Raw genomic sequence first — 23,969 nt, forward strand, 5'->3', positions numbered from 1 at the left:
GCTTGAGAGTTAACCTGTACGAACTTATCATTAGGTTATTAGCCTTGACTTACAGTTCGGTCGAACGCGGACGATTCGGCAAGGGAAGGGGACGTTTTTGCAAATGCGACGCGCGCCATCCGACATAACCGAGCTCTACGCGCCGCAGTTCGAGCAGTTCGGCATCGAGCTCAAGGACAGAGGTACGGTCATTACCGGTGAGGTGGCAAGTGATCAGGCGCATGGGCGGGCATGGGTCGTACCCCTCTCCCCCACCTGCCTTGTGATGGAGCACTTCATCACCCCTGCGCGCGACATGCGCCTTTTGGAGCGCACGCCCGAGCCGTACGCCTGCGTAAGCGAAGTCAGCGTGCCGACGCTCACATGCATGCCCGACGCCGGAATCACGCCCACCAACCTCATGCCGCTGCGCGGCTCCTGGCCGAGCAACGCGGTATGCAGCTTTATCCAAGACAACTGCGGTGAGGAGCTGAGCCCGCTGTTTGCGGGACAGCTCTATCATTCGCGCTCCGTGCTCTTCTTGCCAGGCTTTTTCGAAGAGCTCGAGGGTCGTTACCCCACCGAGTTCACAGGGCTCTTCGAGGCGTTCGCCGAGCCGTGGTGCGACGAGGCGGTATCCGCTATCTACCACGCGCTGCGACGGGTCAGCGAAGAGCGTGCTCGCTCGGCGGGCGGCCATGTGTTCATGCGAGGCGTCGTGGATACCATGGTCGCCGAGCTCGCCTGTTCGCACGCTGCCTGCGGGCGGGCCTTGCGGGCGGCGGGAACGCGGGCAAGCGCGGGCCTCGCCGGGGAGGCGGCCGCCGCCGTCGAACGGGCGCTCGACGCCGGACAGCGCGTAGGCATCGACGAACTCGCCGCAAGCCTCTACACGAGCCGCTCCAGACTCTGCGCCGTCTTTAAAGCCGAGACGGGCGAGTCCCTGGGCGCCTACATGCGCAGGCGCCGCATGGAGCGCGCGCAAGACCTCCTCGCCGACAGTTCGCTTTCCATAGCGCAAATCGCCGAGCTGCTCGGGTTTTCGCAGCAAGCGGCCTTCGCGCAGGCGTTCAAAGCCGCGAACGGCTGCTCCGCGACAGTCTGGCGAGGCAGGCATCGCTAGCGGTGTGCCGCCAGCACGCGACCACCACGCCGCCGGCGCGTCTCGCCATGCCCGGGGCGCGACCGCCACGCGCTTTTGCTACCATGTCCTGCGGCAGATCCGCCGCCCGCGCTGTTCTACTCCGATATCCAGCGCGATAGAAGCTAAAACCAAAGGAAAGAGAGACAACCGCATGATCAAGAACGTCCTGGAGGACTACAGGGTCCTCATGCGCAGCATCCCTGCGCCCACCGTCACGTGCTTCGTCCTGAGCGTCGTGCTCATGAACCTGCTCGCAAACAAGGAGCTCGTGAGCCTGCCATGGCTCGCGCTCGACTGCGGCTTCACCCTGAGCTGGGTGTCATTTCTTTGCCAGGACATGATCTGCAAGCGCTTTGGCCCCAAGGCGTCGGTCAAGGTCTCCATCCTCGCCCTTCTCGTCAACCTCGCCGTGAGCGCGCTGTTCTGGCTCGTGAGCCTGGCCCCGGGCATGTGGGGCGCCTACTACGACACGGGCTCGCTTGACGTCAACGCCGCGCTCAACGCCACCATCGGCGGCTCGTGGTACGTGGTTGCCGGCAGCTCGCTCGCCATGCTGTGCTCGAGCTTCGTGAACTCGCACGTCAACCAGTTCATCGGCCACCTCACCGACAACGGCACGTTTGCCACGTTTGCCCTGCGCAGCTACGTAAGCACGGGCGTGGGCCAGATCGTGGACAACCTCGTGTTTGCCATCGTGGTCTCCCACGTGTTCTTTGGCTGGACGTGGCTGCAGGTCATCACCTGCTCGCTCACGGGCGCCGCCGCCGAGCTGATGTGCGAGGTCGTGCTCTCGCCGATCGGCTTCCGCGTGGCAAGCGGCTGGGCGCGCGACGGCGTGGGCGAGGAATACGTCAGGACACACGCCGCAGAGCTCAAGGCAAGGGCATAGCATGGACATCCTCGTCACCGGCACGGCAAGCGGCATCGGACGCGCGTGCGCCGAGCTGTTCCTCGAGCGCGGGCACAACGTGGTCGGTCTAGACGTGGCCGAGGCAAGCATCGAGCACGAGCGCTACCGACACCTCATTGCGGACGTGCGCGATCGCGCGGACCTGCCCGCAGGGCTTGAGCCCGAGATAATCGTTAACAACGCGGGCGTGCAGGACTCGCCCGACGACATCGCCGTGAACCTGCGCGGCACCATCAACGTCACCGAGACGTACGCGTTCACGGGAGACGGCCTTGCGGCGCGCCCCGCCCCGCGCGTCCGCGCCGTGGTGAACGTAGGCTCCGCAAGCGGCCACACGGGCTCGGAGTTTCCCGAGTACGCCGCGAGCAAGGGCGGCGTCATCGCCTACACGAGAAACGTCGCGAACCGCCTGGCCCCGCAGGCCACGTGCAACAGCGTGGACCCGGGAGGCGTGCTCACCGAGCTCAACCGCTGCGTCATGGACGATGGGGCCATGTGGGGACGCATCATGGAGCTCACGCCGCTGCGCCGCTGGGCCACGCCGGGAGAGATCGCCGAGTGGATCTACTTCGTGGCCGTGACGAACCGCTTTATGACCGGCCAGAACCTGCTCGTCGACGGCGGCGAGGCGGGCCGCGCCGAGTTCGTCTGGCCCACCGAGTGACGCCTGGGGACGGGGCCAGGCTTTCACCGCCCTCATCGGCCCCGCCGCCTTCCGCCGAGAGCCGGGTCCCATCACGCCCGCGAGGGGTAGCCTGGTGATGTCAGCGCACACGCACCTCTCGGCAGAAAGGGCCGCCATGCTCAACACGTTCTGCAAGTCACCGCTCTGGGAGTGCCACGCCACGCTCGTCCGCGTGGCGCAGGGCCTCGAGCCGGCAGACACCGTCATCCGACACGCAAGCCTCGTGAGCGTCACCACGCATGAGGTGCTACCGGATGCCGACATCGCCATCTCCTGCGGGCGCATCGCCTACCTGGGCCTTGACGGCCACACGGCCGAGCACTGCATCGGGCCCCAGACCCGTGTCATCGACGCTGCCGGCAAGTACGTAGCGCCCGGCTACATCGACTCGCACATCCACATCGAGAGCGCCATGATCGGCCCGTCCGAGTACGCGCGCGTCGTCGTGCCGCGCGGCACCACGGCCATCTACGCGGACCCGCACGAGTGCGCCAACGTCGTGGGGCTCGAGGGCGTCCGAGTCATGTTCGATGACGCCCGCCGCGCGCCGCTCAAGGCCATGCTCACGACGCCCTCCTGCGTGCCTGCCGTCACGGGATTTGACGACGCCGGCGCCTCCGTAGACGCCGCCCAAGTGGCAGCCACCATGGAATGGCCCGACGTCGTGGGTCTCGGCGAGATGATGAACTTCCCCGGCATCCTCGCCGGCGAGCAGAACGCCCTGGACGAGGTAGCCGAGACCCTCAAGGCAGGCAAGTGCGTCACGGGCCACTACTCCGTCTCGGAGACGGACCGCGGGCTTGCCGCCTATATCGCCTCGGGCGTGCGTGCCTGCCACGAGTCCATCACGCCACAAGACGTCATCGCCAAGCTCCGCATGGGCATGTACGTCCAGGCCCGCTACGGATCCGCCTGGCTCTCCTTGCCGGGCTACCTGCCGCAGGTGCTCGCCTCGGGTGTGGACACGCGCCTCATCTGCCTGTGCACGGACGACAACCACCCCAACACGCTCGTCTCCGAGGGCGGCATGGACCGCGCGCTGCGCGCGTGCGTGGCAGCCGGCGCAGACGCCGTGACGGCGCTGCAGTTCGCCACGATAAACGCCGCCCAGATGCTTGGCGTCGACGCCGACATGGGCAGCGTCACGCCCGGCAAGTGCGCCGACCTCGTGATTCTGCCCGACCTCGCAAGCTTTGTGCCCGAACAGGTCCTCATCGATGGAGACCTCGTGGCCCAGGACGGGCAAGCCCTGTTCGAGAACCCCCTGTTTACGTGGCCCGACTTCATGACGCACACGATGAACGTGGGCCGCAGCTTCACGCCGGCGGACTTCGAGATACGCGTCGACCGCCCGGACGGCTTTGCCCGCGTGCGTGCCATCGGCGGCGTGGGTGGCTCCACCATCACGAGGGACAGCGTCGTCGAGGTGCCGGTGCGCAACGGCAAGCTCGAGGCAAACCCCGAGGCAGACGCCCTCAAGATGGCCGTGTTCGACCGTCACCACGGCAAGGAGGGCACGCACTCCTTTGGCTTCTGCACGGGCTTTGGCGTCCATGGCGCGCTCGCGCAGACCGTGAGCCACGACTCTCACAACCTGCTCGTCGTGGGCGACAACGACGAGGACATGGCGCTTGCCGCCCGCACGCTCGTGGAGTGCGGCGGTGGCGAGGTGGCCGTGGCGGACGGCCAGGTGCTCGCGCTCGTGAGACTGCCCGTCTGCGGCCTCATGAGCGACGCGCACGTCGAGCAGGTCGCCGACGAGGTGGCCGGAATCGAGCAGGCCTGGGCGGACATGGGCTGCAAGATGCCCTCGCCGTTCATGACCATGGGCATCCTGTCGCTGCCCTGCGTACCCGAGCTGCGCCTCACCAACCGCGGCTACGTCAACTGCGTCACGTTTGAGTTCGAGGACCTCCTCATCGAGGGCTAGCGGTGACGGACAGGTGGCAAACGGGGAAGGGGTCAATCTGTCACGGCCGCGGTGACAGTTTGGCCCCGCCCCCAAGTGTCACCGTTGCTAGAGGCCGGTGTCGCCCTCGATTTTGCGGAAGCCCTCGCCGAACGCCTCGTGCGCCTCCGTGATGACGACGATGGCCTCGGGGTCGAGCTCGGCCACGATGGTCTTGAGCGGCGTCACGTCGCCACGGTCGAGAATGACGAACAGCATGGGCCGCGTCTCCCCCGTCCACTTGCCACGGGCAAGGACCTCCGTGCAGCCACGGTCGAGGTCATCCATGACGGCGCGGGCGATCGCCTCGTGCTCGCGCGAGATGATCCACGCCACGCGCTCGTGGCTGGGCCCGTCGATGACCATGTCGATGACCCTGCCCATGAGAAACATCGCGATGGTTGCGTACATCGCGTTCTCGAGCGAGAACACCGAGGCAGAGACGGCAACGACCACGAGGTCGGTTATCGTCACCCACGTGCCCACGGGGATGGGCGTGTGGCGGGCGAGGATCTGGCAGACGATGTCGGTGCCGCCCGTGTTGCTTCCAGCGCGAAACACGATGCCCAGCCCCACGCCGCACACCACACCGCCCCACAGGGAGGCAAGCAGCAGGTCGTCTGCCGCAAGCACGGGCAGCACGGGAGCCGTGGCGTCGATGAGCACGCTCGACAAGACGATGCCCGCGAGCGAGCGCAGCACGTAGCTAGCCCCTCCCACGCGCGCCGCCACGATCATGAGCAGCGCGTTCATCACGAGCGTCTGCATGCCCACGGGCAGGTTGGGGCCGCCCGCGGCAAGCACCGCGGCACGCAGCGTGATGGCAAGGCCCGAGATGCCGCCCGGGGCCAGGCCGTTGGGCTCCATGAAGCAGTTGAGGCCCACGGCAAAGACGAGCGACCCCAAGGCGATGAGCCCGAGGTCGCGCGCGAGGTTCTTCTTGCTTATGGCTTTGAGGTCAACGGACATGGGACGCCTTCCGCTCGCGAGTTCACAGCCTTCCATTTTCCTCGCGAGCGGCGAGGGCGGCAATCCAGCCCGATGGAGTGAACGCCGGGGACGCATGACGCTGGGGCCCACCTTGCCCCGCTCCGCCATGCTAGCGTCGCCGGCGAGCCCGTGAGCGCGTGCGCAGGCGCTGGCGCATCGTGCGTGCGGCGCTGGCGACCCTCGGCGTGAGGTCGGCCTCCTCGCGCGTGCGCCAGTCGAAGCGGATGCTCAGGTAGCGAAGCATCAGCACCACGAACACGCAGGCAAAGCCTGCCGGCACAAGGTTCACGCCCGCAAACGCGAGCAGAGCAAACGCGCACGAGCCGCCGAGGCAGGCCATGGCGTAGTAGTTGGAGCCCCGAAAGATCGCCGGCATGATGCCCGCGAACGAGTCCCTGAGCGCCCCTCCTCCCACGGCCGTGATGACGCCCATGATCACCACGTAGAGGGGGTCGAGCCCATAGGCAAACGCCTTGCTCGACCCCGCAAGGGCAAACAGCGCCACGGAGAGCGTGTCCGCAAGCAGGATCGACTTGTTGAGGTCGAGAAAGATGCCGCGGAAGTAGAACGTGAGCAGGCAGATCGCCAGCGAGACCCAGATGAGATCGGGATGGCTCATGAAGTAGACGTCCTGGGCGCCCAGCAGCAGGTCTCGCACGATGCCCCCGCCAAAGCCCGTGAGGAAGCCCGCCACGGTGACGCCCACGACGTCAAGCCTGCGTCGGCAGCCGAACAGCGCCCCCGTGAGGACGCCGACGACCACCGACGCATAGTCGATGACAACCGGAACGGTGAGGACGGTCGAGGCCTGCCCCACCAGAAGTGACGCGTCCACCCGCTACTCGGCGCGGTGGCCGGCCTTGTGGGTGTGCACGAGCCTGGGCTGCTCGTCGCCATCCACGGCGGCCTTCGTCACGACGACCTTCGCAACCGAGAGGTCGCTCGGGACGTCGAACATCGTCTGCTGGAGCGTCTTCTCCGCTATGGCGCGCAGGCCACGGGCGCCCGTCTTGCGCTCGAGGGCGAGGTGGGCCATCTCGCGCAGCGCATCGTCCTCGAACTCGAGCTCCACGCCCTCGATCTCGAACATGCGACGGTACTGCTTGACGATGGCGTTGCGCGGCTCGGTGAGGATGTGCACGAGGTCGTCCTCGTCAAGCTGCCTCGTGGAGCAGATGACCGGGATGCGGCCCACGAACTCGGGAATCATGCCGAACTTGTGCAGGTCCTGCGGCGTGACCTCGCCCATGAGCTCGTCCTCGGACTCGGAGACCTTCGTCGCGAGCTCGGAGTTGAAGCCGATGCCCTTCTTGCCCACGCGGTCGGCCACGATCTTGTCGAGGCCCACGAAGGCGCCGCCGCAGATGAACAGGATGTTCGTCGTGTCGATCTTGATGAGCTCCTGCTGCGGGTGCTTGCGGCCGCCCTGGGGCGGCACGCTCGCCACGGTTCCCTCGAGGATCTTGAGCAGCGACTGCTGCACGCCCTCGCCGGAGACGTCGCGGGTGATGGAGAGGTTCTCGGCCTTGCGGGCTATCTTATCGATCTCGTCGATGTAGACGATGCCCACCTGGGCGCGCTCGACGTCGCCGTCCGCGGCCGTGATGAGCTTGAGCAGGATGTTCTCCACGTCCTCGCCCACGTAGCCCGCCTCGGTGAGCGTCGTGGCGTCTGCGATGGCAAACGGCACCTCGAGGAAGCGCGCAAGCGTCTGGGCAAGCAGCGTCTTGCCCGTGCCCGTGGGGCCCAGCAGCAAGATGTTGCTCTTCGCGAGCTCGACGGGCTCGCGGTCCATGACCTCATCGGCGCCGGCCGCGCGGGCGCTGGCCTCGAGGCGCTCGTAGTCTTGCTCGTACTGCTCGTCCTCAAGGCCGTACAGCACGCGGCGGTAGTGGTTGTAGACGGCCACGCTCATGGCGCGCTTGGCGTCCTCCTGGCCCATGACGTACTGCGACAGCTCGTCATAGATCTGGTGCGGCGTGGGCAGATCATCGATGGGCAGCGGCGAGGGGGCGGCGTGCGCGGGCATGTCACCGTAGGCATCGACCACGTCGGAGTCAAAGGCGTCGGAGTCACGGATGATGTCAGAGCAGGCGTCGATGCACTCGTCGCAGATGAAGACGCCCTCCGGGCCCTGGACGAGCTTACGGACCTGGCTGCGGGTCTTCCCACAGAACGAGCAGCGGACCTCGTCCTCGTGAGGGTCGCGCGGGTCGTGGTAGGTTGGCACGGCTACTCCTCCTTGGCCGCGTCGACGCGGCGCGTGATGACCTTGTCGACCAGGCCGTACTCGCACGCCTCTGCGGCACGCAGGTAGCGATCGCGCTCGGTGTCCTCGTTGATGCGCTCAACGGGCTGGCCCGTGGCCTCGGCCAGCATCTCGTTGAGGTGCTGGCGAATCCACTTGGTCTCGTCGGCGACAATCTGGATGTCGGTCTGCTGGCCCTGCACGCCAGAGCTCGGCTGGTGGATGAGCACCATGGAGTTGGGCAGCGCCAGGCGCTTGCCCTTGGCACCGCACGCGAGAATGGCGGCTCCCATGGAGGCGGCCATGCCCACGCAGATCGTGGAGACGTCGGGCTTGATGTAGTTCATCGTGTCGATGATGCCCATGCCCGCGTAGACGTCTCCGCCAGGCGAGTCGATGTAGAGCATGATGTCCTTGTCGGGGTCCTGGCTCTCGAGGTGCAGCAGCTGCGCCACGACCAGGTTGGCGGAGTCGCGGGTGACCTCCTCGCCCAGGAAGATGATGCGGTCGTTGAGCAGGCGGCTGTAGATGTCATAGCTGCGCTCGCCACGCGGCGTCTGCTCCACGACGTACGGGATGTTCGGGATGTTGCGAACCGGGCTGAACATTCGGTCCTCCTTGCGGTTGCGGGCGCCGACGGCGCGGCGCCACGTGAGAAAAAAGCCGGACGGGGAGAGATTCCCCGCCCGGCGTTTATACCCCTAATGGGAGCTGAAACCCGAGCGGGCCCAGCAAGAGGGCACGCTACTCGGCGTCCTTGGCGGCCTCGCGGGCGGCACGGCGCTCGGCGATCTCGTCGACCTCGGTGACCTTGGCGTTCTCGACGAGCCAGTCAACGGCCTTGGAGCGCTTGACGGTCTCGCGGACGGCGGGCATGCGGCCGGCCTCCTTGAACTCCTTCATGGAGGCATCGACGTCCTTCACGCCGGCGTCCTCGAACTCCTTGCGGACGTCCTTCTCGGTGACCTCGAGGCTGAGCTTCTTGGCGAGGGCGTCGAGGGCCAGGGACTGACGGGCGCGCTCGGCGGCCTGGGCGTTAAGGTCGTCCAGGAAGTCGCTGATCTGGATCTTGCGGGCAGAGAGCCAGGCGTCGAGCGTGAGGCCCTGACGCTGGAGCTGGCCGAGGAAGTCCTGGGCGATCTCGTCAAAGACCTGCTTGACGTAGTCCTGGGGAAGCTCGTCGAGCTTGAGGGCCTCGGCAACCTTCTCGATGACGCGGGTCTCCTTGATGTTGGGGAGCTGCTGCTTCTTGTCCTCGGCAATCTCCTCCTTGAGGGCGTCCTTGAGGGCGTCCACCGTGTCGTAGCCAAAGGCCTTCTTGGCGAACTCGTCGTCAAGCTCGGGCACGACCTGCTTCTTGGCACTCTTGAGCGTGACCTTGACCTTGACGGTCTTGCCCTCGTGGTGCTCCACGTTGCCCTCGGCGTCGGTGTGGTCGTGGCCCTCGACGGCGATCTCGACGTCCTTGGTCTCGCCGACCTTCATGCCCTTGATGGCGTCGTTGAACGCGGCGGGAACGGTGGAGGAGCCGATCATGAACGGACGGTCGGTGCCGGCGAGGTCCTCGCCGTTCTCGACGTTCTCGATGTCGAGGGTGAGCATGTCGCCCTGGGCGGCGGCGAAGTCCTCGCCGGCGTCCTCGTAGGTGGCGTGGTAGTTCATGAGCGTCTCGAGCTGCTCGGCAACCTCGGCGTCGGTGACCTCGGCGGGCGGCATGTTGATCTCGGGCGCGTCATAGCTCTCGAGCTCGCAGTCCGGGCGCAGGGAGATCTTGGCGGTGACCTCGTAGTCGGCACCCTCGGAGACGAGGACGGGCTCGTCGCCGTAGGTGGGCTGGCCAACGGGCACGACGTCGAGCTCGTCGAGCATGAGCGGCGTGGCCTCGTTCAGCACGTCCTCGGAGGCCTGGGCGAGCACGTTGTCCTTGCCCACGAGACCGTCGATGACCGGGCGCGGGGCCTTGCCCTTGCGGAAGCCCTGGAAGCGGTACTTGTTGGCGATGTCCTTGTACGCCTTCTTGATGGCGGCATCGACATCGGCGGCGGCGACGGTGAGCTTGGCCTCGAGCGTGTTGTCCTTGGGCTCGGCGGCGGTGACGGTGATCTTCAACGTTCCTCCTGATGGATCGTTCTTCTGCGTTCGAACAAATCGGCTCGCACGCATGCACAAAACTAGTTCATTTTAGCAAATGCGCGCCTAAGCGTAGCGGTGACCATGGGCACGGGGCCAAACCATCACCGCGCCGCTACGCAAAAGGGAGGCCATCGGACCGGCAGCCTCCCCTCAAGCGCGATGGTGCGGGCGACAGGAATCGAACCTGCACGAAGTCTCCCCCACTGGAACCTAAATCCAGCGCGTCTACCAGTTCCGCCACGCCCGCGCGACAGCTCTCAGATAATACCCCATCCCGCACCTTCGCACGAGCGTCACATCCCCAGCCCACAAAAAAGGAGGCCACCGAGAACGGCGGCCTCCCCTACGCGCGAGGTGCGTGCAAATGTCTTGGTGCCGAGACTAGCAGACGCCCTGGGCCATCATGGCGTCGGCGACCTTCAGGAAGCCGGCGATGTTGGCGCCCATGACGAAGTTGCCCTCGTGGCCGTACTCCTTGGCCGTGTCGGCAACGTTGTGGAACATGCCGCGCATGAGCTGCTCGAGCTTGCCGTCGACCTCCTCGAACGTCCAGGAGAGGTGCTCGGCGTTCTGGCTCATCTCGAGACCCGAGACAAGCACGCCGCCGGCGTTGGCCGCCTTGCCGGGCATGAAGGCAACGCCGTGCTCCTGGAAGTACTCCGTGGCCTCGATGGTGGTGGGCATGTTGGCGCCCTCGCCCACGGCCTTCACGCCGTTGGCGACGAGCGCCTTGGCGTCCTCGAGGTGCAGGGTGTTCTCACGGGCGCAGGGCAGCGCGATGTCGCACGGCAGCTGCCACACGCCGCGGCCGTCGCCCTCGTGCCACGTGGCGGCGGGGCGCTCGTCGACATACATGGCGAGGGAGACGCCCTTGTCGTGGCCGGAGCGCTTCTTGTTGTAGACATGCTCGAGGACGGTGTAGTCGATGCCCTCGGGGTCCTCGACCCAGCCGTGGGTGTCGGAGCAGGCGAGCACCTTGCCGCCGAGCTGGGAGACCTTCTGGACGGCGTAGATGGCGACGTTGCCCGAGCCGTGCACGACGACGTTCTTGCCCTCGAAGGAGTCGCCGTTGTTCTTGAGGTACTCGTCAACGAAGTAGGCGAGGCCGTAGCCGGTGGCCTCGGTGCGGGCGAGCGAGCCGCCGAAGGACAGGCCCTTGCCCGTGAGGACGCCGGTCCACTCGTCGCGGATGCGCTTGTACTGGCCGAACAGGTAACCAACCTCACGGCCGCCAACGCCCAGGTCGCCGGCCGGGACATCGGTGTTGGGGCCGATGTGGCGGCACAGCTCGGTCATGAACGACTGGCAGAAGTGCATGATCTCGTTGTTGGACTTGCCCTTGGGGTCAAAGTCGGAGCCGCCCTTGCCGCCACCCATGGGAAGCGTGGTGAGGGAGTTCTTGAGGATCTGCTCGAGGCCGAGGAACTTGAGCATACCGAGCGTGACGGTGGGGTTGAAGCGCAGGCCACCCTTGTACGGGCCGATGGCGGAGTTGAACTCGACGCGGTAGCCACGGTTGACCTGGACCTTGCCGGCGTCATCCACCCACGGCACGCGGAACATGATGACGCGCTCGGGCTCGACGAAGCGCTCGAGCAGGGCGGCCTGCTCGTACTCGGGGTGCGCGTCGATGGCGGGCTGCAGGGTGTTGAGGATCTCGGTGGCGGCCTGGATGAACTCGGTCTGCTCGGGGTAGCGGGCCTTGAGCTCGTCGAGGACCCTCTCGGTGTACGTCATGTGACGTCTCCTCTCACGCGCACGAATGCGCAGGAACGGCGGACGCGCAAGACCGGCGCCCGCCTCGCGACCGCTCCGTGCCCCCACGGGACGGCCACGCTTTGACAGACGTTTAAACAAAATACAATTCTGGGCAACGCGCAATCAGGTGAAGCACCCGACCGTTGCATTGTCGTAACAAAAGCAGCAAATCCGCAGCTAGAGGCCAAGAATGGCACTAATGCCCGGTATGGGTCAGAACTGCCAGGTGGGGCGTATCACCTCGAGAGCACGGTGCGCCACGCCAATCTCAAAGTGCGAGCCGCGCACGCGCTCGCCGTCAGCCTGGCAGGGAGGCTCGCCGGCGAAGTCGATGACGATGCTCGAGGCCTGCCGAAAGCCAAGGTAGCGCGAACCCGTGTGACGCCCGACCCGTGCGCGCGCGAGAATCGCGAGCGCGGCGGCCGCCGAGGGCGAGCCGTGCGAGAAGCACACGTCGAGAAGGCCATCCTCCGGGTCCGCCTCGGGGCAGATCCTGAAGCCTCCCCCGTACGTGGGGCCCACCTGGACCGCAAAGATGAGCGAGTCGCCGTCCTGCTCGGCCCCACCGTCGAAGCGGACGCGATGGGACCAGGAGCGAAGCTGGTGGCGCACGACGTCGACGCCCGAGGCCATGAACAGGCGCGTTCCGTGCGCGCCCGTGCGCTGGCGGCGCTCCATCGTGTCGAGCGCGATGGCGGCGTCCACGCCAAACGAGAGCGTCTGGTCAAAGTAGGTGCCGTTCACGATGCCAAGGTCAAGGCGATGCGCCACGCCCTGGAGCAGCTGGCCAAGCGAGCGCTCCGGCGAGTTTGCGGCCATGCCGAGCGTGCGGGCGAAGTCGTTGCCGGACCCCAACGGGATGATGCCCAGCCGCGGGCGACGCGCCTCCCCTATCTTCATGAGGCCGTTCACGACCTCATGAATCACACCGTCGCCACCAAGCGCGAGCACCGTGTCAAAGCCGGTGGCCGCGCGCGCCATCTGCGTGGCGACGCCCGGACCGGTCGTGAGGCGCACGTCAAAGCCATCCGTCGCCGACCCGTAGGCGGCAAGCGTGCGACGCACGAACTCGGCTCCCTCGGCGCCCGCGCCGCTCTGCGAGGCGGGGTTGGCGATGACGAGCGTATGTCCAAGGTGAAGCACCACGCCTCATCCCTCCCGCGCCGGCCCTGACGGTCAGCGCGATTGTACCGCCACCACGCCTCGCATGGCGTCCTTCTCGCGAGCGCTGCAAACGAGATAGATTGAGCCCTCTTTGGCCGCCCAAAGTGACTCGTTTGCAGCGCTCGGCTCGGGCCCCAAACGCGAGAGCCACGCAAGGAGGGCCAATACAGAAATCGGGCAGACAGCCAAGCGGCCATCTGCCCGATTGCTCTTCATGGAGCGGGTGACGGGAGTCGAACCCGCGTCATCAGCTTGGAAGGCTGAGGTTCTACCGTTGAACCACACCCGCGTGCGTTGGTCGGGGCGACTGGATTCGAACCAGCGACCCTCTGCTCCCAAAGCAGATGCGCTACCAAACTGCGCCACGCCCCGGAACGCCGGTTAAGTATAGGCGAGCCGGCCCGTCTCGGCAAACGAGAAAAGCCGGCTCCCCAATCAGAACCACCCTTAAAAAGGGTGGTTTGCTCTTAGGGTATAACCCACGGGCCCCGGGCTCGCGTCTAAAGGCGCGGGCCCGGACTTCGTCCAGGCCTAGTGCATCTTGACCCGTGGCGCGCCGGTCGAACCGGCAGCATCACCCCCTCTTGAAGGGGTCCTCGTACTCCTTCACGCTCAGCTTGTCCAGCGCGATGTCGTGGGACTCCTGCTCCCTGATGTACTTGGCGATCGTCGCCTCGTTCAGGCCGACGGTGGACACGTAGTAGCCCTCCGCCCAGAACTTCCTGTTGCCGAACTTGTACTTGAGGTTGGCGTGCCTGTCGAATATCATCAGCGAGCTCTTCCCCTTCAGGTAGCCCATGACGCTCGCGACGCTGTACTTCGGCGGGATCGCCAGCAGCACGTGCACGTGGTCGGGCATCAGGTGCCCCTCGATTATCTCGATCCCCTTGTACTCGCACAGCTTCCTGAGGATCTCCCCTATGTCGCTCCTGATTTGGTTGTAGATCACTTTGCGCCTATACTTCGGCGTGAACACGATGTGGTACTTGCACATCCACTTCGTGTGGGAAAGGCTGTAGGCCTTCTGGGCCATGGCGACCACCCCTTCGACTCGAATTCTTGACGGCCTGAACAATCGTCAATATCGGTCGGAGGGGTGGCTTTGTAAAGCCGTTTGTCTCCACCCGCGTAGCGGGTGGTTTAAAGCTGGCCGCTGCGCGGCCAGCGGACTAAAGTCTTGAAGAAAAGTCCCGAGCCGTCGGGCCCGGGACCTTAATGATGCTATGAGGCGCAGACGCTACTTCTGGGCAGCCTCGAGCGCGGCCTTGACCTCGGCGGCGGTGTCGAGGGCGAGAACCTTCTCGGCGAGCGCGTCGCACTCGGCCTTGCTCCACTGGGAGATGGTCTTGCGGGCACGCAGGATGCTCGGCGCGGACATGGAGAACTCCTCGAGACCCCAGGAGACCAGGAGCGGCTCGAGCAGCGGGTCAGCGGCTGCCTCGCCGCACATGCCCACCATGATGCCGGCCTTGGAGCCGCTCTCGATGATGTTCTTGAGCGAGCGCAGGACGGAGGGGTAGTAGACCTGATAGAGGTTGGAGATCGTGTCGTTGCCACGGTCGGCGCACATCGTGTAGCCAATGAGGTCGTTCGTGCCAATGGAGAAGAAGTCGGCAACCTCGGCGAGCTTGTCGGCAATGAGGGAGGCGGCAGGCGTCTCGACCATGATGCCAACCTGGATGTTCTCGTCGAACTTGCGGCCCTCGTCGGCGAGCTCGTGCTTGCACTCCTCGACGAGCTCCTTGACGGCCTTGACCTCCTCGACGCAGGTGACGAGCGGAATCATGATCTTGACGTCACCGAAGGCGGAGGCGCGCAGCAGGGCGCGGAGCTGGACCTTGTACTGGTCGGGGTTGGCCAGGCAGTAGCGCACGGCACGGAAGCCCATGAAGGGGTTGTCCTCCTTCTGCATGTGCAGATAGGGGATCTCCTTGTCGCCGCCCACGTCGAGCGTGCGGATGATGACCGGGGCGCCCTTGAGCGCCGTGGCGACCTTGCGGTAGGCCTCGAACTGCTCGTCCTCGGAGGGGAGCTCGGGCGAGTCCATGAACAGGAACTCGGAGCGGAACAGGCCGATGGCCTCGCAGTCGTGGTCGAGTGCGTTGGCGACGTCGTCGGGCGAGCCGATGTTGCAGGCGAGGATCTTCTCGATGCCGTCAGCCGTCACGGTCTTCTGGCCGCGGAAGGACTCGAGCGCGGCCTTCTCGGCGGCGAAGTCGGCGGCAGCCTTCGTGTACTTCTCGAGCACGTCGGCCTCGGGGTCGGCGATGACGACGCCCTCGGTGCCGTCAACGATGGCGCGCATGCCGTTGCGCAGCGCGGAGCAGCTGTTGGCAACGGACAGGACGGCCGGGATCTCCAGGGCGCGAGCGATGATGGCGGAGTGAGACGTGCGGCCACCGGTCTCGGTCACGATGCCAGCCACGTGCGGCTTGTCGATGGTGGCCGTCATGGACGGGGTAAGGTCGTGCACGACGACGATGGTGTCCTCGGGCAGGACGGACAGGTCGACGACCTCCTTGCCGAGAAGCTCGGCGAGGATGCCGGTGCGGATGTCGGCGATGTCGGCCGCGCGCAGGCGGAACATCTCGTCGTCCATGGCCAGGAACATGTTCTCGAACATGGTCGAGGTGTCAACGAGGGCCTGCTCGGCGCAGGTGCCACCGTCGATGGCCTGGTTGATGGAGTCGGTCATGCCGGGATCTTGAGCGAGCATGATGTGGCCGCTCATGATCTCGGCCTCGGCCTCGCCCACGGTCTCCTTCATGTGGTCGGCCTGGGCCTGGGTCTTCTCGCAGAAGACGGCAAGCGCGTCCGCGTAGCGCTGCTTCTCGGCAGCGGCGTCCGCGACCTCGTGCGGCTCGAAGGACAGGTCGGGCTCGACGGCGACCATGACGTTGCCGATGCCGATGCCCTCAGATGCGTTGACACCCTTGTACATGTAATCCCCCCGGATTGTTGCGTTAATGAAAGAAGGGGCCAGCGCAAGCGCCGTGCCCCTCCTCGAGCGCCATATGTGGCATGGGCCAAGAGGCCCGCAGGCGAGGCTACTCGCCGATGCCGCTCTTGACGAGCTCGACGGCGGCGGCGAGGGCGTCGGCCTCGTCGGCACCGTCACACTTGATCTCGATCTCAGTGCCGCAGGAGAGGCCAGCGGCCATGAGGGCCATCGGCGACTTGCCGTTGGTCTCCTTGCCGTCAGCGACGACGGTGACGGTGGAGGCGAACTTGCCCATGGCGGAGGCAAACGTGCCAGCCGGACGCATGTGCAGACCCTGCGGGTTGATGAGCGTGACCTTCTCGGAAACCATGTTGAACTCCTTGTTCTCTTTGGCTCTTGCCGAGCCCCTTCCGCAAATCACAGCAGCTGCGCGCTCGAGATGCCCCCGCACGCACGGGCCACTGAAATTACCTGACGTGAAGTCTAGCAGAGTGAAGCGTTAATGACATAACAATACCCGCCAAACGCACGCACATACACAACGTCTGGCGGGTAGTTGCCCATTCATCTACTTATCAGCATTCTTGGCGCACTTGGCGGCTTTGGCCTTCTCGGCCTCGTACTCGGCCATGACACCCTGCAACGAGGCATAGAACTTGTCGATGGTGGCGCGCTTGGCGAGGCCCTTGCTGGCCGCGGTGGCAGAGCCGCACGCAGAGGCGAAGTTGAGCGCGTCCTGGTAGGACATGCCACGGTCGAGGCTCGCGAGGAAGCCCGCGACCATGGAGTCGCCCGCGCCTGTGGCGTTCACGAGGTGGCACGGCGGGCACTTCGTGATGTACTCGTTGCCATCGGCCGCGACGAGGGCCGAGCCCTCGCCACCGCAGGAGACGACGACGTTCTGGGCGCCGCGCTCGTGGAGCATGCGCGCATAGGGCATGCACTCCTCGGGCGTCTCGGGGTTGACGTCGAACAGCTTGCCAAGCTCGTGGTTGTTGGGCTTGATCATGAACGGCTCGGACTCGAGCGACTGGAGCAGCAGAGAGCCGGGGGCGTCGACGACGAAGCGGATGCCGCGACCGGCCAGGCGCGTCATGATGATCTGGTACATGTCGTCCGGCAGGCACTTGGGAATGGAGCCCGTGAGCACGAGCGTGTCGCCGGCCTTGATGCGGTCCAGGCGGCCGAACAGCTCGTCGACCTTGTCGTTGGGGATCTTGGGGCCCATGCCGTTGATGATCGTCATCACGATGCCGTTGAGCTTGACGTTGATGCGCGTGAAGCCCTTGTCCAGGCGCACGAAGTTGCACGTGACGCCGGCGGACTGCAGCGTGTCGAGGATGTAGTCACCCGTGAAGCCGGCGATGATGCCAAGGCAGATCGTGTCGACGTTGAGCTCGTTGAGGATGCTCGAGACGTTGATGCCGTTGCCACCGCAGCGGACCTCCTCGCTCGAGGAGCGGTTCGTGAAGCCCATGTCGAGCGTAAGCGGGTGCATGACGTAGTCGACGGCGGGGTTAAAGGTAACGGTGTAGATCAAGAGATCGCCCCTTCCACACGAAATTTTCCAGACTCCAGTATGACACAGGAACGGCCCCCTACATGCATGTCAGGGAGCCGTCAAAGTAAAAAGTTGACCTCGATTCCGTGGGCATACGCTGCGGAACCTCGGAAGGAGGCTAGTTCTCGAGCCCCTCGTTGATTGCCGCGACGACCGCGTCCGCGTCCGCGGCGCCCTTGATGGCGTGACAGAAGTCCTCGTGCATGAGCGAGGCCGCGAGCTTCGAGAGGATGCGCAGGTGCTCGGTGCCCAGCTCGCCATCGGGAATGAACAGGGCGATGGCGCAGTCGATGGGCGCCTTGTCCATCGTCTGCCACTCGACAGGCTCGGAGAAGCGAAGGACGACGATGCAGGGGTCGGAGACCGAGGCACTCTTGCAGTGCGGGATGGCAAAGCCGCCCATCATGCCCGTGGAGCCCTCGGCCTCGCGAGCCTTGAGGCCCTCGAGCAGAGTGGCGGCGTCAGAGGTGGCACCAAGCTCGACGGCCTTGCTGGCGGCAAGCTCGAGCGCCTCGTCGCGGGTAGCGGCGGAGCAGTCTAGGAACACGTGGGACGAATCAAGGATAGCCATGCGAACTCCCCTTTGTCTCGGCCGTCTACGTCGGCCGCACTTGAACAACGGTGTTGATTTTAACCGTGTAACGATGCGTTCGGCAAATCAATCTCTCAACCTCATAAAAATGCAAGCATTATTTGCCAAATGGCTATGAATTAATAGACAAACGGTATGTAAGGGTATGTAAGGACAAATCGAAGCGTCGCTTCGCATCTGTGAGCGAGCAGACCATGACCCGTCGAGTTGCGAAGCCTCGGCATAGCAGAAGACCCCGGATTCTCACCCGGGGTCTGTGCATTAGATGGTGGTTCGTCAGGGGTTCGAACCCTGGACCTTGGGATTAAGAGTCCCCTGCTCTACCAGCTGAGCTAACGAACCATCTGTATGTCTCCAAGTAGAATACTCTACCTGGCGGGAATGTCAATGGTGGTTCGTCAGGGGTTCGAACCCTGGACCTTGGGATTAAGAGTCCCCTGCTCTACCAGCTGAGCTAACGAACCATGTTACCTGAAGGCGTGATGGGGTGGGTGAAGGGGCTCGAACCCTCGACCTACGGAGCCACGGTCCGTCGCTCTGCCAACTGAGCTACACCCACCATTTGGCCACGCCTTTAAGCAGCTCGTCTATTATGCACACCAGCCGTCTGCGATGCAAGCGGTTTTTTGAAATTCTTTTCTACGCGGCACCACTGCCCTTCCACCAAGACGATTGGCTGCCGTTGGTCTAGAATGTTCAGACCGCAGGTGCGCACGGCACCTCGCAGGCGCCCTTAGCTCAGCTGGATAGAGCACCGGACTTCTAATCCGACGGTCGAGCGTTCGAATCGCTCAGGGCGCACCAGAAAAGCACGAGGTCGGAGGGCACGTTTCGCCTTCCGACCTCTTTTTGTGTCCCTATTCGTTTGGGCAAAAATGGGCCATATTCATACGAAGTGCGGCCGATCAGGCAACCCTCGCCACGCACGCAGGCCTACAGCACACCAACCGCCAACATCACGGTGTGGAAGGCGAACGCCACGAGCCAGGCAACGCCCACCTGCAGAGCAAAGACGGCCACGGCATAGCGGCCACCCAGCTCGCTTTTGACCGTGCCGATGGCGGCCACACAGGGAGGGTAGAGCAGCGTGAACACGAGGAACACGTAGGCCGTCGCCGGCACGAACATGCCCGTGAGCGCCGTCGCGGACGAGGAGCCCAGAAGCACCGTGAGCGTGGAGATGACGCTCTCCTTGGCCAGAAGGCCGCACACGAGGGCGCACGATGCCCTCCAGTCGCCAAACCCCAGGGGCGCAAACACCGGAGCTATGAAGCCGCCCACCATCGCCAGCAGGCTCTGGGACTGGTCGCTTACCACGTTCATGCGCACGTCGAACGTCTGCAGGAACCACACGGCCACGCTCGCCACGAAGATGATCGTGAACGCCTTGGTCACAAACCCCTTGGCCTTGTCCCACGCAAGCATGAGCGTGGTCTTGAACCCCGGCAGGCGGTAGTTGGGCAGCTCCATGATGAACGGTACGGGCTCGCCCTTGAACGCCGTGCGGCGCAGCACGAGTGCCACGACCATCCCCACCACGATGCCCAGCACGTAGAGCGACACGATGGCGGGCACCGTTGCCTGGGGGAAGAACGCCGCGCACAAAAGGCCGTAGACCGGCAGCTTGGCCGAGCAACTCATAAACGGCGTGAGCATCACGGTCATCTTTCGGTCGTGCTCGGAGGGCAGCGTGCGCGTCGACATGATGGCCGGCACGCTGCAGCCAAAGCCCACGAGCATGGGCACGAAGCTCCTGCCCGAGAGACCAAAGCGCCTCAGCACCTTGTCCATGACAAAGGCAACGCGCGCCATGTAGCCCGAGTCCTCGAGAATCGATAGCAGCAGGAACAGCACCACGATGATGGGTAAGAAGGACAGCACGCTGCCCACGCCCGCCAGCACGCCGTCCACCACGAGCGACTTCACCACCGGGTTCGTGCCAAACGCCGTGAGCGCGTCGTCAATCGCCGAGATGCCCGCGCCCACGAGCTGCTCCATGAGGCCCTGCAGGGGTGCCCCCACCGCACCAAACGTGAGCCAGAAGACCGCCGCCATGATGAGCAGAAACACCGGGATGGCGGTGTAGCGGCCCGTAAGCACGCGGTCGATCGCCACCGAGCGCAGGTGCTCGCGGCTCTCATGCGGCTTGGTCACGCAGGCCTGGCACACCCCCTCGATGAACGAGAATCGCATGTCGGCGAGAGCCGAGAGGCGGTCGGTACCCGACTCCTCCTCCATCTGCGAGATGATGTGCTCGATGCCGTCGAGCTCGTTCTTGTCGAGGTGAAGGGCCGAGATCACGAGCTCGTCGCCCTCGACGAGCTTCGTGGCCGCAAAGCGCACCGGAATCTGCGAGGCGTGCGCGTGATCCTCGATGAGGCTCGCGATGCCATGGATGCAGCGATGGACAGCGCCGCCGCCGGGGCCGTCGGGCGTGCAGAAGTCGAGGCGCCCCGGGCGCTCATCGAAGCGCGCCACGTGCACGGCGTGCTCGACCAGCTCGTCGATACCCTCGCCCTTTACGGCCGAGATGGGCACCACGGGCACGCCCAGCTGCCCCTCGAGGCGGTTCACGTCGACCGAACCGCCGTTGGCAAGCACCTCGTCCATCATGTTGAGCGCCACCACCATGGGGCGGTCGAGCTCGATGAGCTGCAGCGTGAGGTAGAGGTTTCGCTCGATGTTGGTGGCGTCGATGATGTTGATGAGGGCGTCGGGCCGCGAGTCAAGGATGAACTGACGGCTCACGACCTCCTCGCCCGTGTAGGGAGACAGCGAGTAGATGCCGGGCAGGTCAGTCACCGTGGCCTCGGGATGGTTGCGGACGGTGCCGTCCTTGCGGTCGACCGTGACGCCCGGGAAGTTGCCCACGTGCTGGTTCGAGCCCGTGAGCTGGTTGAACAGCGTGGTCTTGCCGCAGTTCTGGTTGCCCGCCAGGGCAAAGCGGATGGGAGCGCCGGCGGCGATGGCCATCTTGCCGCCGCGCGGGGTCACGCCCTCGCCCAAGGCGGGGTGGGCACAGGCCTCGCGATGGGGGTTTGCGGCCGCCACCGCGTCGGTGTCATGGACGTCAACGAGCTCGATGCGCGCGGCGTCTGCCCGGCGCAGGGTGAGCTCGTAGCCGCGCAGGCGTATCTCCATGGGGTCGCCCATGGGTGCGTACTTCATCATGGTGACCTCGGTGCCGGGCGTCAGGCCCATGTCGAGGATGTGCTGGCGCAGCGCCGCATCATCCGATGCCACCGAGGCAATGATCGCGTCCTTGCCAATCTCCAACGCGTCGAGTCTCACGTGCAACTCCTCCTAGCCAACCGCTTAACTAGCCAAGAATGATAGCGCGAGACCGGGTTGTCATAGCAACCCCGCTTAAATTAGCGGACCCTTGGGGACAGAGGGATGTAACTTTTGTCCCCGTTCACAAGAAAGAGGCCGTCCGCGCGTGGCGGGCGGCCCCAAGACGGCAGCTATGCAAGTTCAGCGCGAGAAGTGCACACGCGATGCGCGAAAGGCCCTAAAGCAACAGCTCGGCAATCTGGACGGCGTTCGTGGCCGCTCCCTTGCGGATCTGGTCGCCGCAGCACCAGAAGGTGATGCCACGGGCCTCGTCGGGGTTGGAGATGTCGCGGCGAACGCGGCCCACCCACACGAGATCCTGGTCGCTCGTGTACAGAGGCATCGGGAAGCGGTCGCGGGCATTCTCGGCGGCAAGGTCGTCGACGAGCCTCACGCCGGGCGCGCTGGCGAGCGCCTCGCGGGCATCGTCAAGCGAGACCGGCTCGTCGAACTCGAGCGTGATGCTCTCGGAGTGCGAGCGCAGCACCGGCACGCGCACGCAGGTGCAGTTCACGCGCAGGCCGGGCTCGTGCATGATCTTGCGACCCTCGTTCTGCATCTTCATTTCCTCGGAGGTGTAGCCCTCGAACTTCTCGGAGCCAATCTGGGGAATGAGGTTGCTCGCGAGCTGGTCGGCAAAGGCACGCGGCTCGGGCAACTTCTCGCCACGGCCCATGGCGCAAATCTCGGCCTCGAGCTCGGCCATGCCGGGGGCGCCAGCACCGCTCGCAGCCTGGTAGGTGCTCACGACCATGCGCGAGACGTGACCGAGCTTGTGCAGCGGCCAGGTGGGCACCAGGCCGATGATCGTGGCGCAGTTGGGGTTGGCGATGAGCCCGTGGTTCCAGGAGACGTCCTCGGCGTTGATCTCCGGGATGACGAGGGGCACGTCCTCGTCGAGGCGGAAGGCGTGGCTGTTGTCCACCACGGTGGCACCTCGGCGCACGGCCTCGGGCAGGAGCTGCTTGGCAACGTCGTCGCCGGCGGCGCCCAGCACGATGTCCATGCCCTCGAAGGCCTCGGGCGTTGCCTCGACGAGCTCAATCTGCCGCCCGCACCACTCGACCTCCTTGCCTGCGGAGCGCGCGCTCGCCAGCAGGCGCAGCTCGCCCACCGGGAAGTCTCGCTCGGCCAGGCACTGGAGCATCTGCGTGCCCACCGCGCCCGTCGCGCCAAGGATCGCAACGTTTTTCTCGTCTGCCATGACCCTTATGCCTCCTCGTCGAGGAACGCGTCGTACACCGCACGAATCGTGTCCTCGAAATCGCTGTTGTTCACGCCAAAGATGATGTTGATCTCCTGCGAGCTCTGCGTGATGAGTCGGATGTTGATGTCCTTCTTGCCCAGCTCGTAGAACAGGCGTCCCGACGTGCCGGGGCGGTTGGACATGTTGCGGCCCACGACGCTGATGAGGGCCAGCTGGTCGATGACCTTCACCTCGTCGGGCTTGAGCTCGCGCTGGATGTCGGCCACGATCGAGTAGATCTTGTCCTTGACGTCGGCGCTGTTCACGACGACGCCAAACGAGTCAACGCCCGTGGGCACGTGCTCGACGGAGACCCCATAGCGCTCGAAGATCCCCAGCGCACGCGCGAGAAGGCCCACCGAGTCGCTCATCTTGGTCTTGGAGACGTGGACGGTCAGGAAGTCCTTCTTGCCGGCGATGCCCGTGATGACCGGGTCGTCCTCGCTCGACTCGACGCGCTCCTGGATGATCGTGCCGCGCTCCTCGGGGTGGTTCGTGTTGAGGATGGCGATGGGGATGTTGGCCTCGCGCACGGGGAAGATTGCCTCCTCGTGCAGGACGCTCGCGCCCATGTAGGACAGCTCGTGCATCTCGTCGAACGTGATGCGGCGGATGGAGCGCGGGCGCTTGACGATGCGGGGGTCTGCCGTGAGGAAGCCCGAGACGTCAGTCCAGTTCTCGTACAGGTCGGCGTTGAGGGCGCGCGCCACGATGGCGCCCGTGATGTCGCCGCCGCCGCGGCTGAACAGGCGGACGTCGCCCTCGGCCGTGGCGCCGTAGAAGCCCGGCAGCACGAAGCTGCCCTCGCGCACCACCAGGTCGTGGATGCGGTCGCACGTGCGCTGCATGTCGAGCGTGCCGTCGTGATGGAAGCGCACGTAGTCAGCGGCGTCGGCAAACGGCAGCCCCAGGTACTCGCTCATGAGCTGGGCCGTGAAGTACTCGCCACGGCTCACGATGTACTCGGTGGTGTAGCCCTTGATGTTGGCGGCGAACTCGTCGAACTTCTCGGCCATGGGGTACTTGAGGCCAAGCTCGCTCGCAATGCCCACGAAGCGCTGCTTGATGTCCTCGAGCAGCGGCGTGCAGTCCACGTGGTAGGTGCGGTGCGCGTCCACCAGGTAGAGCAGGTCCGTGATCTTGTTGTCATCAGAGTTGCGCTTGCCGGCCGCCGACACCACGACGAACCTGCGGCCCTCGTCGGCCTCGATGATGCGCTTGACCTTCTTGAACTGCCCGGCGTCGGCGACGCTCGAGCCTCCGAACTTGGTGATCTTGATCATGTGGCCCGCTTTCGTCCGCTGTGCCGTCAGGGCGTCACCCGAGGTTTCCATACT

General features: G+C 65.2%; 19 protein-coding genes and 7 tRNA genes. 5 read left to right on the forward strand and 21 right to left on the reverse strand.

What is annotated here, in order from left to right; all coding sequences use genetic code 11:
* Positions 1-103: 103 nt before the first annotated feature.
* The 4 genes from Pcatena_RS05505 (at position 104) to Pcatena_RS05520 (ending at position 4,648) form a co-directional block, all read left to right on the forward strand.
* A complete protein-coding gene (locus Pcatena_RS05505; RefSeq protein WP_232619915.1) occupies positions 104-1,102 on the forward strand; it encodes a helix-turn-helix transcriptional regulator in 999 nt (332 codons plus the stop codon).
* Between the two features lie 172 nt (positions 1,103-1,274).
* Positions 1,275-2,012 carry a VUT family protein gene (locus tag Pcatena_RS05510; protein WP_232619832.1) on the forward strand — a complete coding sequence of 246 codons (738 nt, stop codon included), beginning with the start codon at positions 1,275-1,277 and terminating at the stop codon, positions 2,010-2,012.
* Position 2,013: 1 nt separating this feature from the next.
* Complete coding sequence (locus Pcatena_RS05515; RefSeq protein WP_126422391.1) at positions 2,014-2,697, forward strand: SDR family NAD(P)-dependent oxidoreductase; 684 nt, start codon at positions 2,014-2,016, stop codon at positions 2,695-2,697.
* Between the two features lie 97 nt (positions 2,698-2,794).
* Positions 2,795-4,648, forward strand: coding sequence for an adenine deaminase (locus Pcatena_RS05520; protein WP_332835575.1), 1,854 nt, complete (start codon positions 2,795-2,797; stop codon positions 4,646-4,648).
* A gap of 87 nt (positions 4,649-4,735) precedes the next feature.
* On the opposite strand, the gene Pcatena_RS05525 is transcribed toward Pcatena_RS05520, so the two are convergent.
* From Pcatena_RS05525 to Pcatena_RS05610, 18 genes are all read right to left on the reverse strand, one after another.
* On the reverse strand, positions 4,736-5,635 hold the full coding sequence (locus Pcatena_RS05525) for a YitT family protein (protein WP_126422393.1): 900 nt from the start codon (positions 5,633-5,635) through the stop codon (positions 4,736-4,738).
* A gap of 130 nt (positions 5,636-5,765) precedes the next feature.
* Complete coding sequence (locus tag Pcatena_RS05530; RefSeq protein WP_126422395.1) at positions 5,766-6,491, reverse strand: trimeric intracellular cation channel family protein; 726 nt, start codon at positions 6,489-6,491, stop codon at positions 5,766-5,768.
* Between the two features lie 3 nt (positions 6,492-6,494).
* Entirely contained in the window at positions 6,495-7,886 is a 1,392-nt protein-coding gene (clpX, locus tag Pcatena_RS05535) for an ATP-dependent Clp protease ATP-binding subunit ClpX (protein WP_126422397.1), read from the reverse strand.
* Positions 7,887-7,888: 2 nt separating this feature from the next.
* Positions 7,889-8,512, reverse strand: coding sequence for an ATP-dependent Clp protease proteolytic subunit (locus Pcatena_RS05540; RefSeq protein WP_126422399.1), 624 nt, complete (start codon positions 8,510-8,512; stop codon positions 7,889-7,891).
* A gap of 136 nt (positions 8,513-8,648) precedes the next feature.
* Positions 8,649-10,013: a trigger factor gene (tig, locus tag Pcatena_RS05545; RefSeq protein ID WP_172596389.1), complete on the reverse strand. Its 1,365-nt coding sequence runs from the start codon at positions 10,011-10,013 to the stop codon at positions 8,649-8,651.
* A gap of 184 nt (positions 10,014-10,197) precedes the next feature.
* Positions 10,198-10,284, reverse strand: a tRNA-Leu gene (locus Pcatena_RS05550).
* A 134-nt stretch (positions 10,285-10,418) separates the two neighbouring features.
* The gene (gene gdhA / locus Pcatena_RS05555) at positions 10,419-11,774 is read right to left on the reverse strand and encodes an NADP-specific glutamate dehydrogenase (protein ID WP_126422401.1); all 1,356 of its coding nucleotides are present in this window, start codon (positions 11,772-11,774) and stop codon (positions 10,419-10,421) included.
* 234 nt (positions 11,775-12,008) lie between these two features.
* The gene (locus Pcatena_RS05560; protein ID WP_126422404.1) at positions 12,009-12,941 is read right to left on the reverse strand and encodes a diacylglycerol/lipid kinase family protein; all 933 of its coding nucleotides are present in this window, start codon (positions 12,939-12,941) and stop codon (positions 12,009-12,011) included.
* 233 nt (positions 12,942-13,174) lie between these two features.
* A tRNA-Gly gene (locus Pcatena_RS05565) sits at positions 13,175-13,248 on the reverse strand.
* A gap of 6 nt (positions 13,249-13,254) precedes the next feature.
* Positions 13,255-13,331 (reverse strand) — tRNA-Pro (locus Pcatena_RS05570).
* Positions 13,332-13,533: 202 nt separating this feature from the next.
* The gene (gene tnpA / locus Pcatena_RS05575) at positions 13,534-13,992 is read right to left on the reverse strand and encodes an IS200/IS605 family transposase (protein WP_055287554.1); all 459 of its coding nucleotides are present in this window, start codon (positions 13,990-13,992) and stop codon (positions 13,534-13,536) included.
* Positions 13,993-14,196: 204 nt separating this feature from the next.
* On the reverse strand, positions 14,197-15,900 hold the full coding sequence (gene ptsP / locus Pcatena_RS05580; protein WP_126422406.1) for a phosphoenolpyruvate--protein phosphotransferase: 1,704 nt from the start codon (positions 15,898-15,900) through the stop codon (positions 14,197-14,199).
* A gap of 106 nt (positions 15,901-16,006) precedes the next feature.
* Positions 16,007-16,270, reverse strand: coding sequence for an HPr family phosphocarrier protein (locus Pcatena_RS05585; protein ID WP_073294102.1), 264 nt, complete (start codon positions 16,268-16,270; stop codon positions 16,007-16,009).
* Between the two features lie 198 nt (positions 16,271-16,468).
* Positions 16,469-17,440: a 1-phosphofructokinase family hexose kinase gene (locus tag Pcatena_RS05590; protein ID WP_126422408.1), complete on the reverse strand. Its 972-nt coding sequence runs from the start codon at positions 17,438-17,440 to the stop codon at positions 16,469-16,471.
* 139 nt (positions 17,441-17,579) lie between these two features.
* Positions 17,580-18,032: a fructose PTS transporter subunit IIA gene (locus tag Pcatena_RS05595; protein ID WP_126422410.1), complete on the reverse strand. Its 453-nt coding sequence runs from the start codon at positions 18,030-18,032 to the stop codon at positions 17,580-17,582.
* Between the two features lie 287 nt (positions 18,033-18,319).
* Positions 18,320-18,395: transfer RNA gene (locus tag Pcatena_RS05600), tRNA-Lys, on the reverse strand.
* A 46-nt stretch (positions 18,396-18,441) separates the two neighbouring features.
* Positions 18,442-18,517: transfer RNA gene (locus Pcatena_RS05605), tRNA-Lys, on the reverse strand.
* A 19-nt stretch (positions 18,518-18,536) separates the two neighbouring features.
* Positions 18,537-18,612: transfer RNA gene (locus Pcatena_RS05610), tRNA-His, on the reverse strand.
* Positions 18,613-18,780: 168 nt separating this feature from the next.
* Between Pcatena_RS05610 and Pcatena_RS05615 the strand changes: the two genes are divergently transcribed.
* Positions 18,781-18,857 (forward strand) — tRNA-Arg (locus Pcatena_RS05615).
* A gap of 129 nt (positions 18,858-18,986) precedes the next feature.
* On the opposite strand, the gene feoB is transcribed toward Pcatena_RS05615, so the two are convergent.
* From feoB to Pcatena_RS05630, 3 genes are all read right to left on the reverse strand, one after another.
* Positions 18,987-21,344 (reverse strand): ferrous iron transport protein B, encoded by a 2,358-nt coding sequence (gene feoB, locus Pcatena_RS05620; protein ID WP_126422412.1) that lies wholly within the window; start codon positions 21,342-21,344, stop codon positions 18,987-18,989.
* A gap of 220 nt (positions 21,345-21,564) precedes the next feature.
* Positions 21,565-22,590, reverse strand: coding sequence for an aspartate-semialdehyde dehydrogenase (locus tag Pcatena_RS05625; protein ID WP_126422414.1), 1,026 nt, complete (start codon positions 22,588-22,590; stop codon positions 21,565-21,567).
* A 5-nt stretch (positions 22,591-22,595) separates the two neighbouring features.
* Positions 22,596-23,915 (reverse strand): aspartate kinase, encoded by a 1,320-nt coding sequence (locus tag Pcatena_RS05630; protein ID WP_126422416.1) that lies wholly within the window; start codon positions 23,913-23,915, stop codon positions 22,596-22,598.
* Positions 23,916-23,969: the final 54 nt, after the last annotated feature.

Origin of the sequence: Parolsenella catena, from assembly GCF_003966955.1 — a bacterium.
Lineage (GTDB): Bacteria > Actinomycetota > Coriobacteriia > Coriobacteriales > Atopobiaceae > Parolsenella > Parolsenella catena.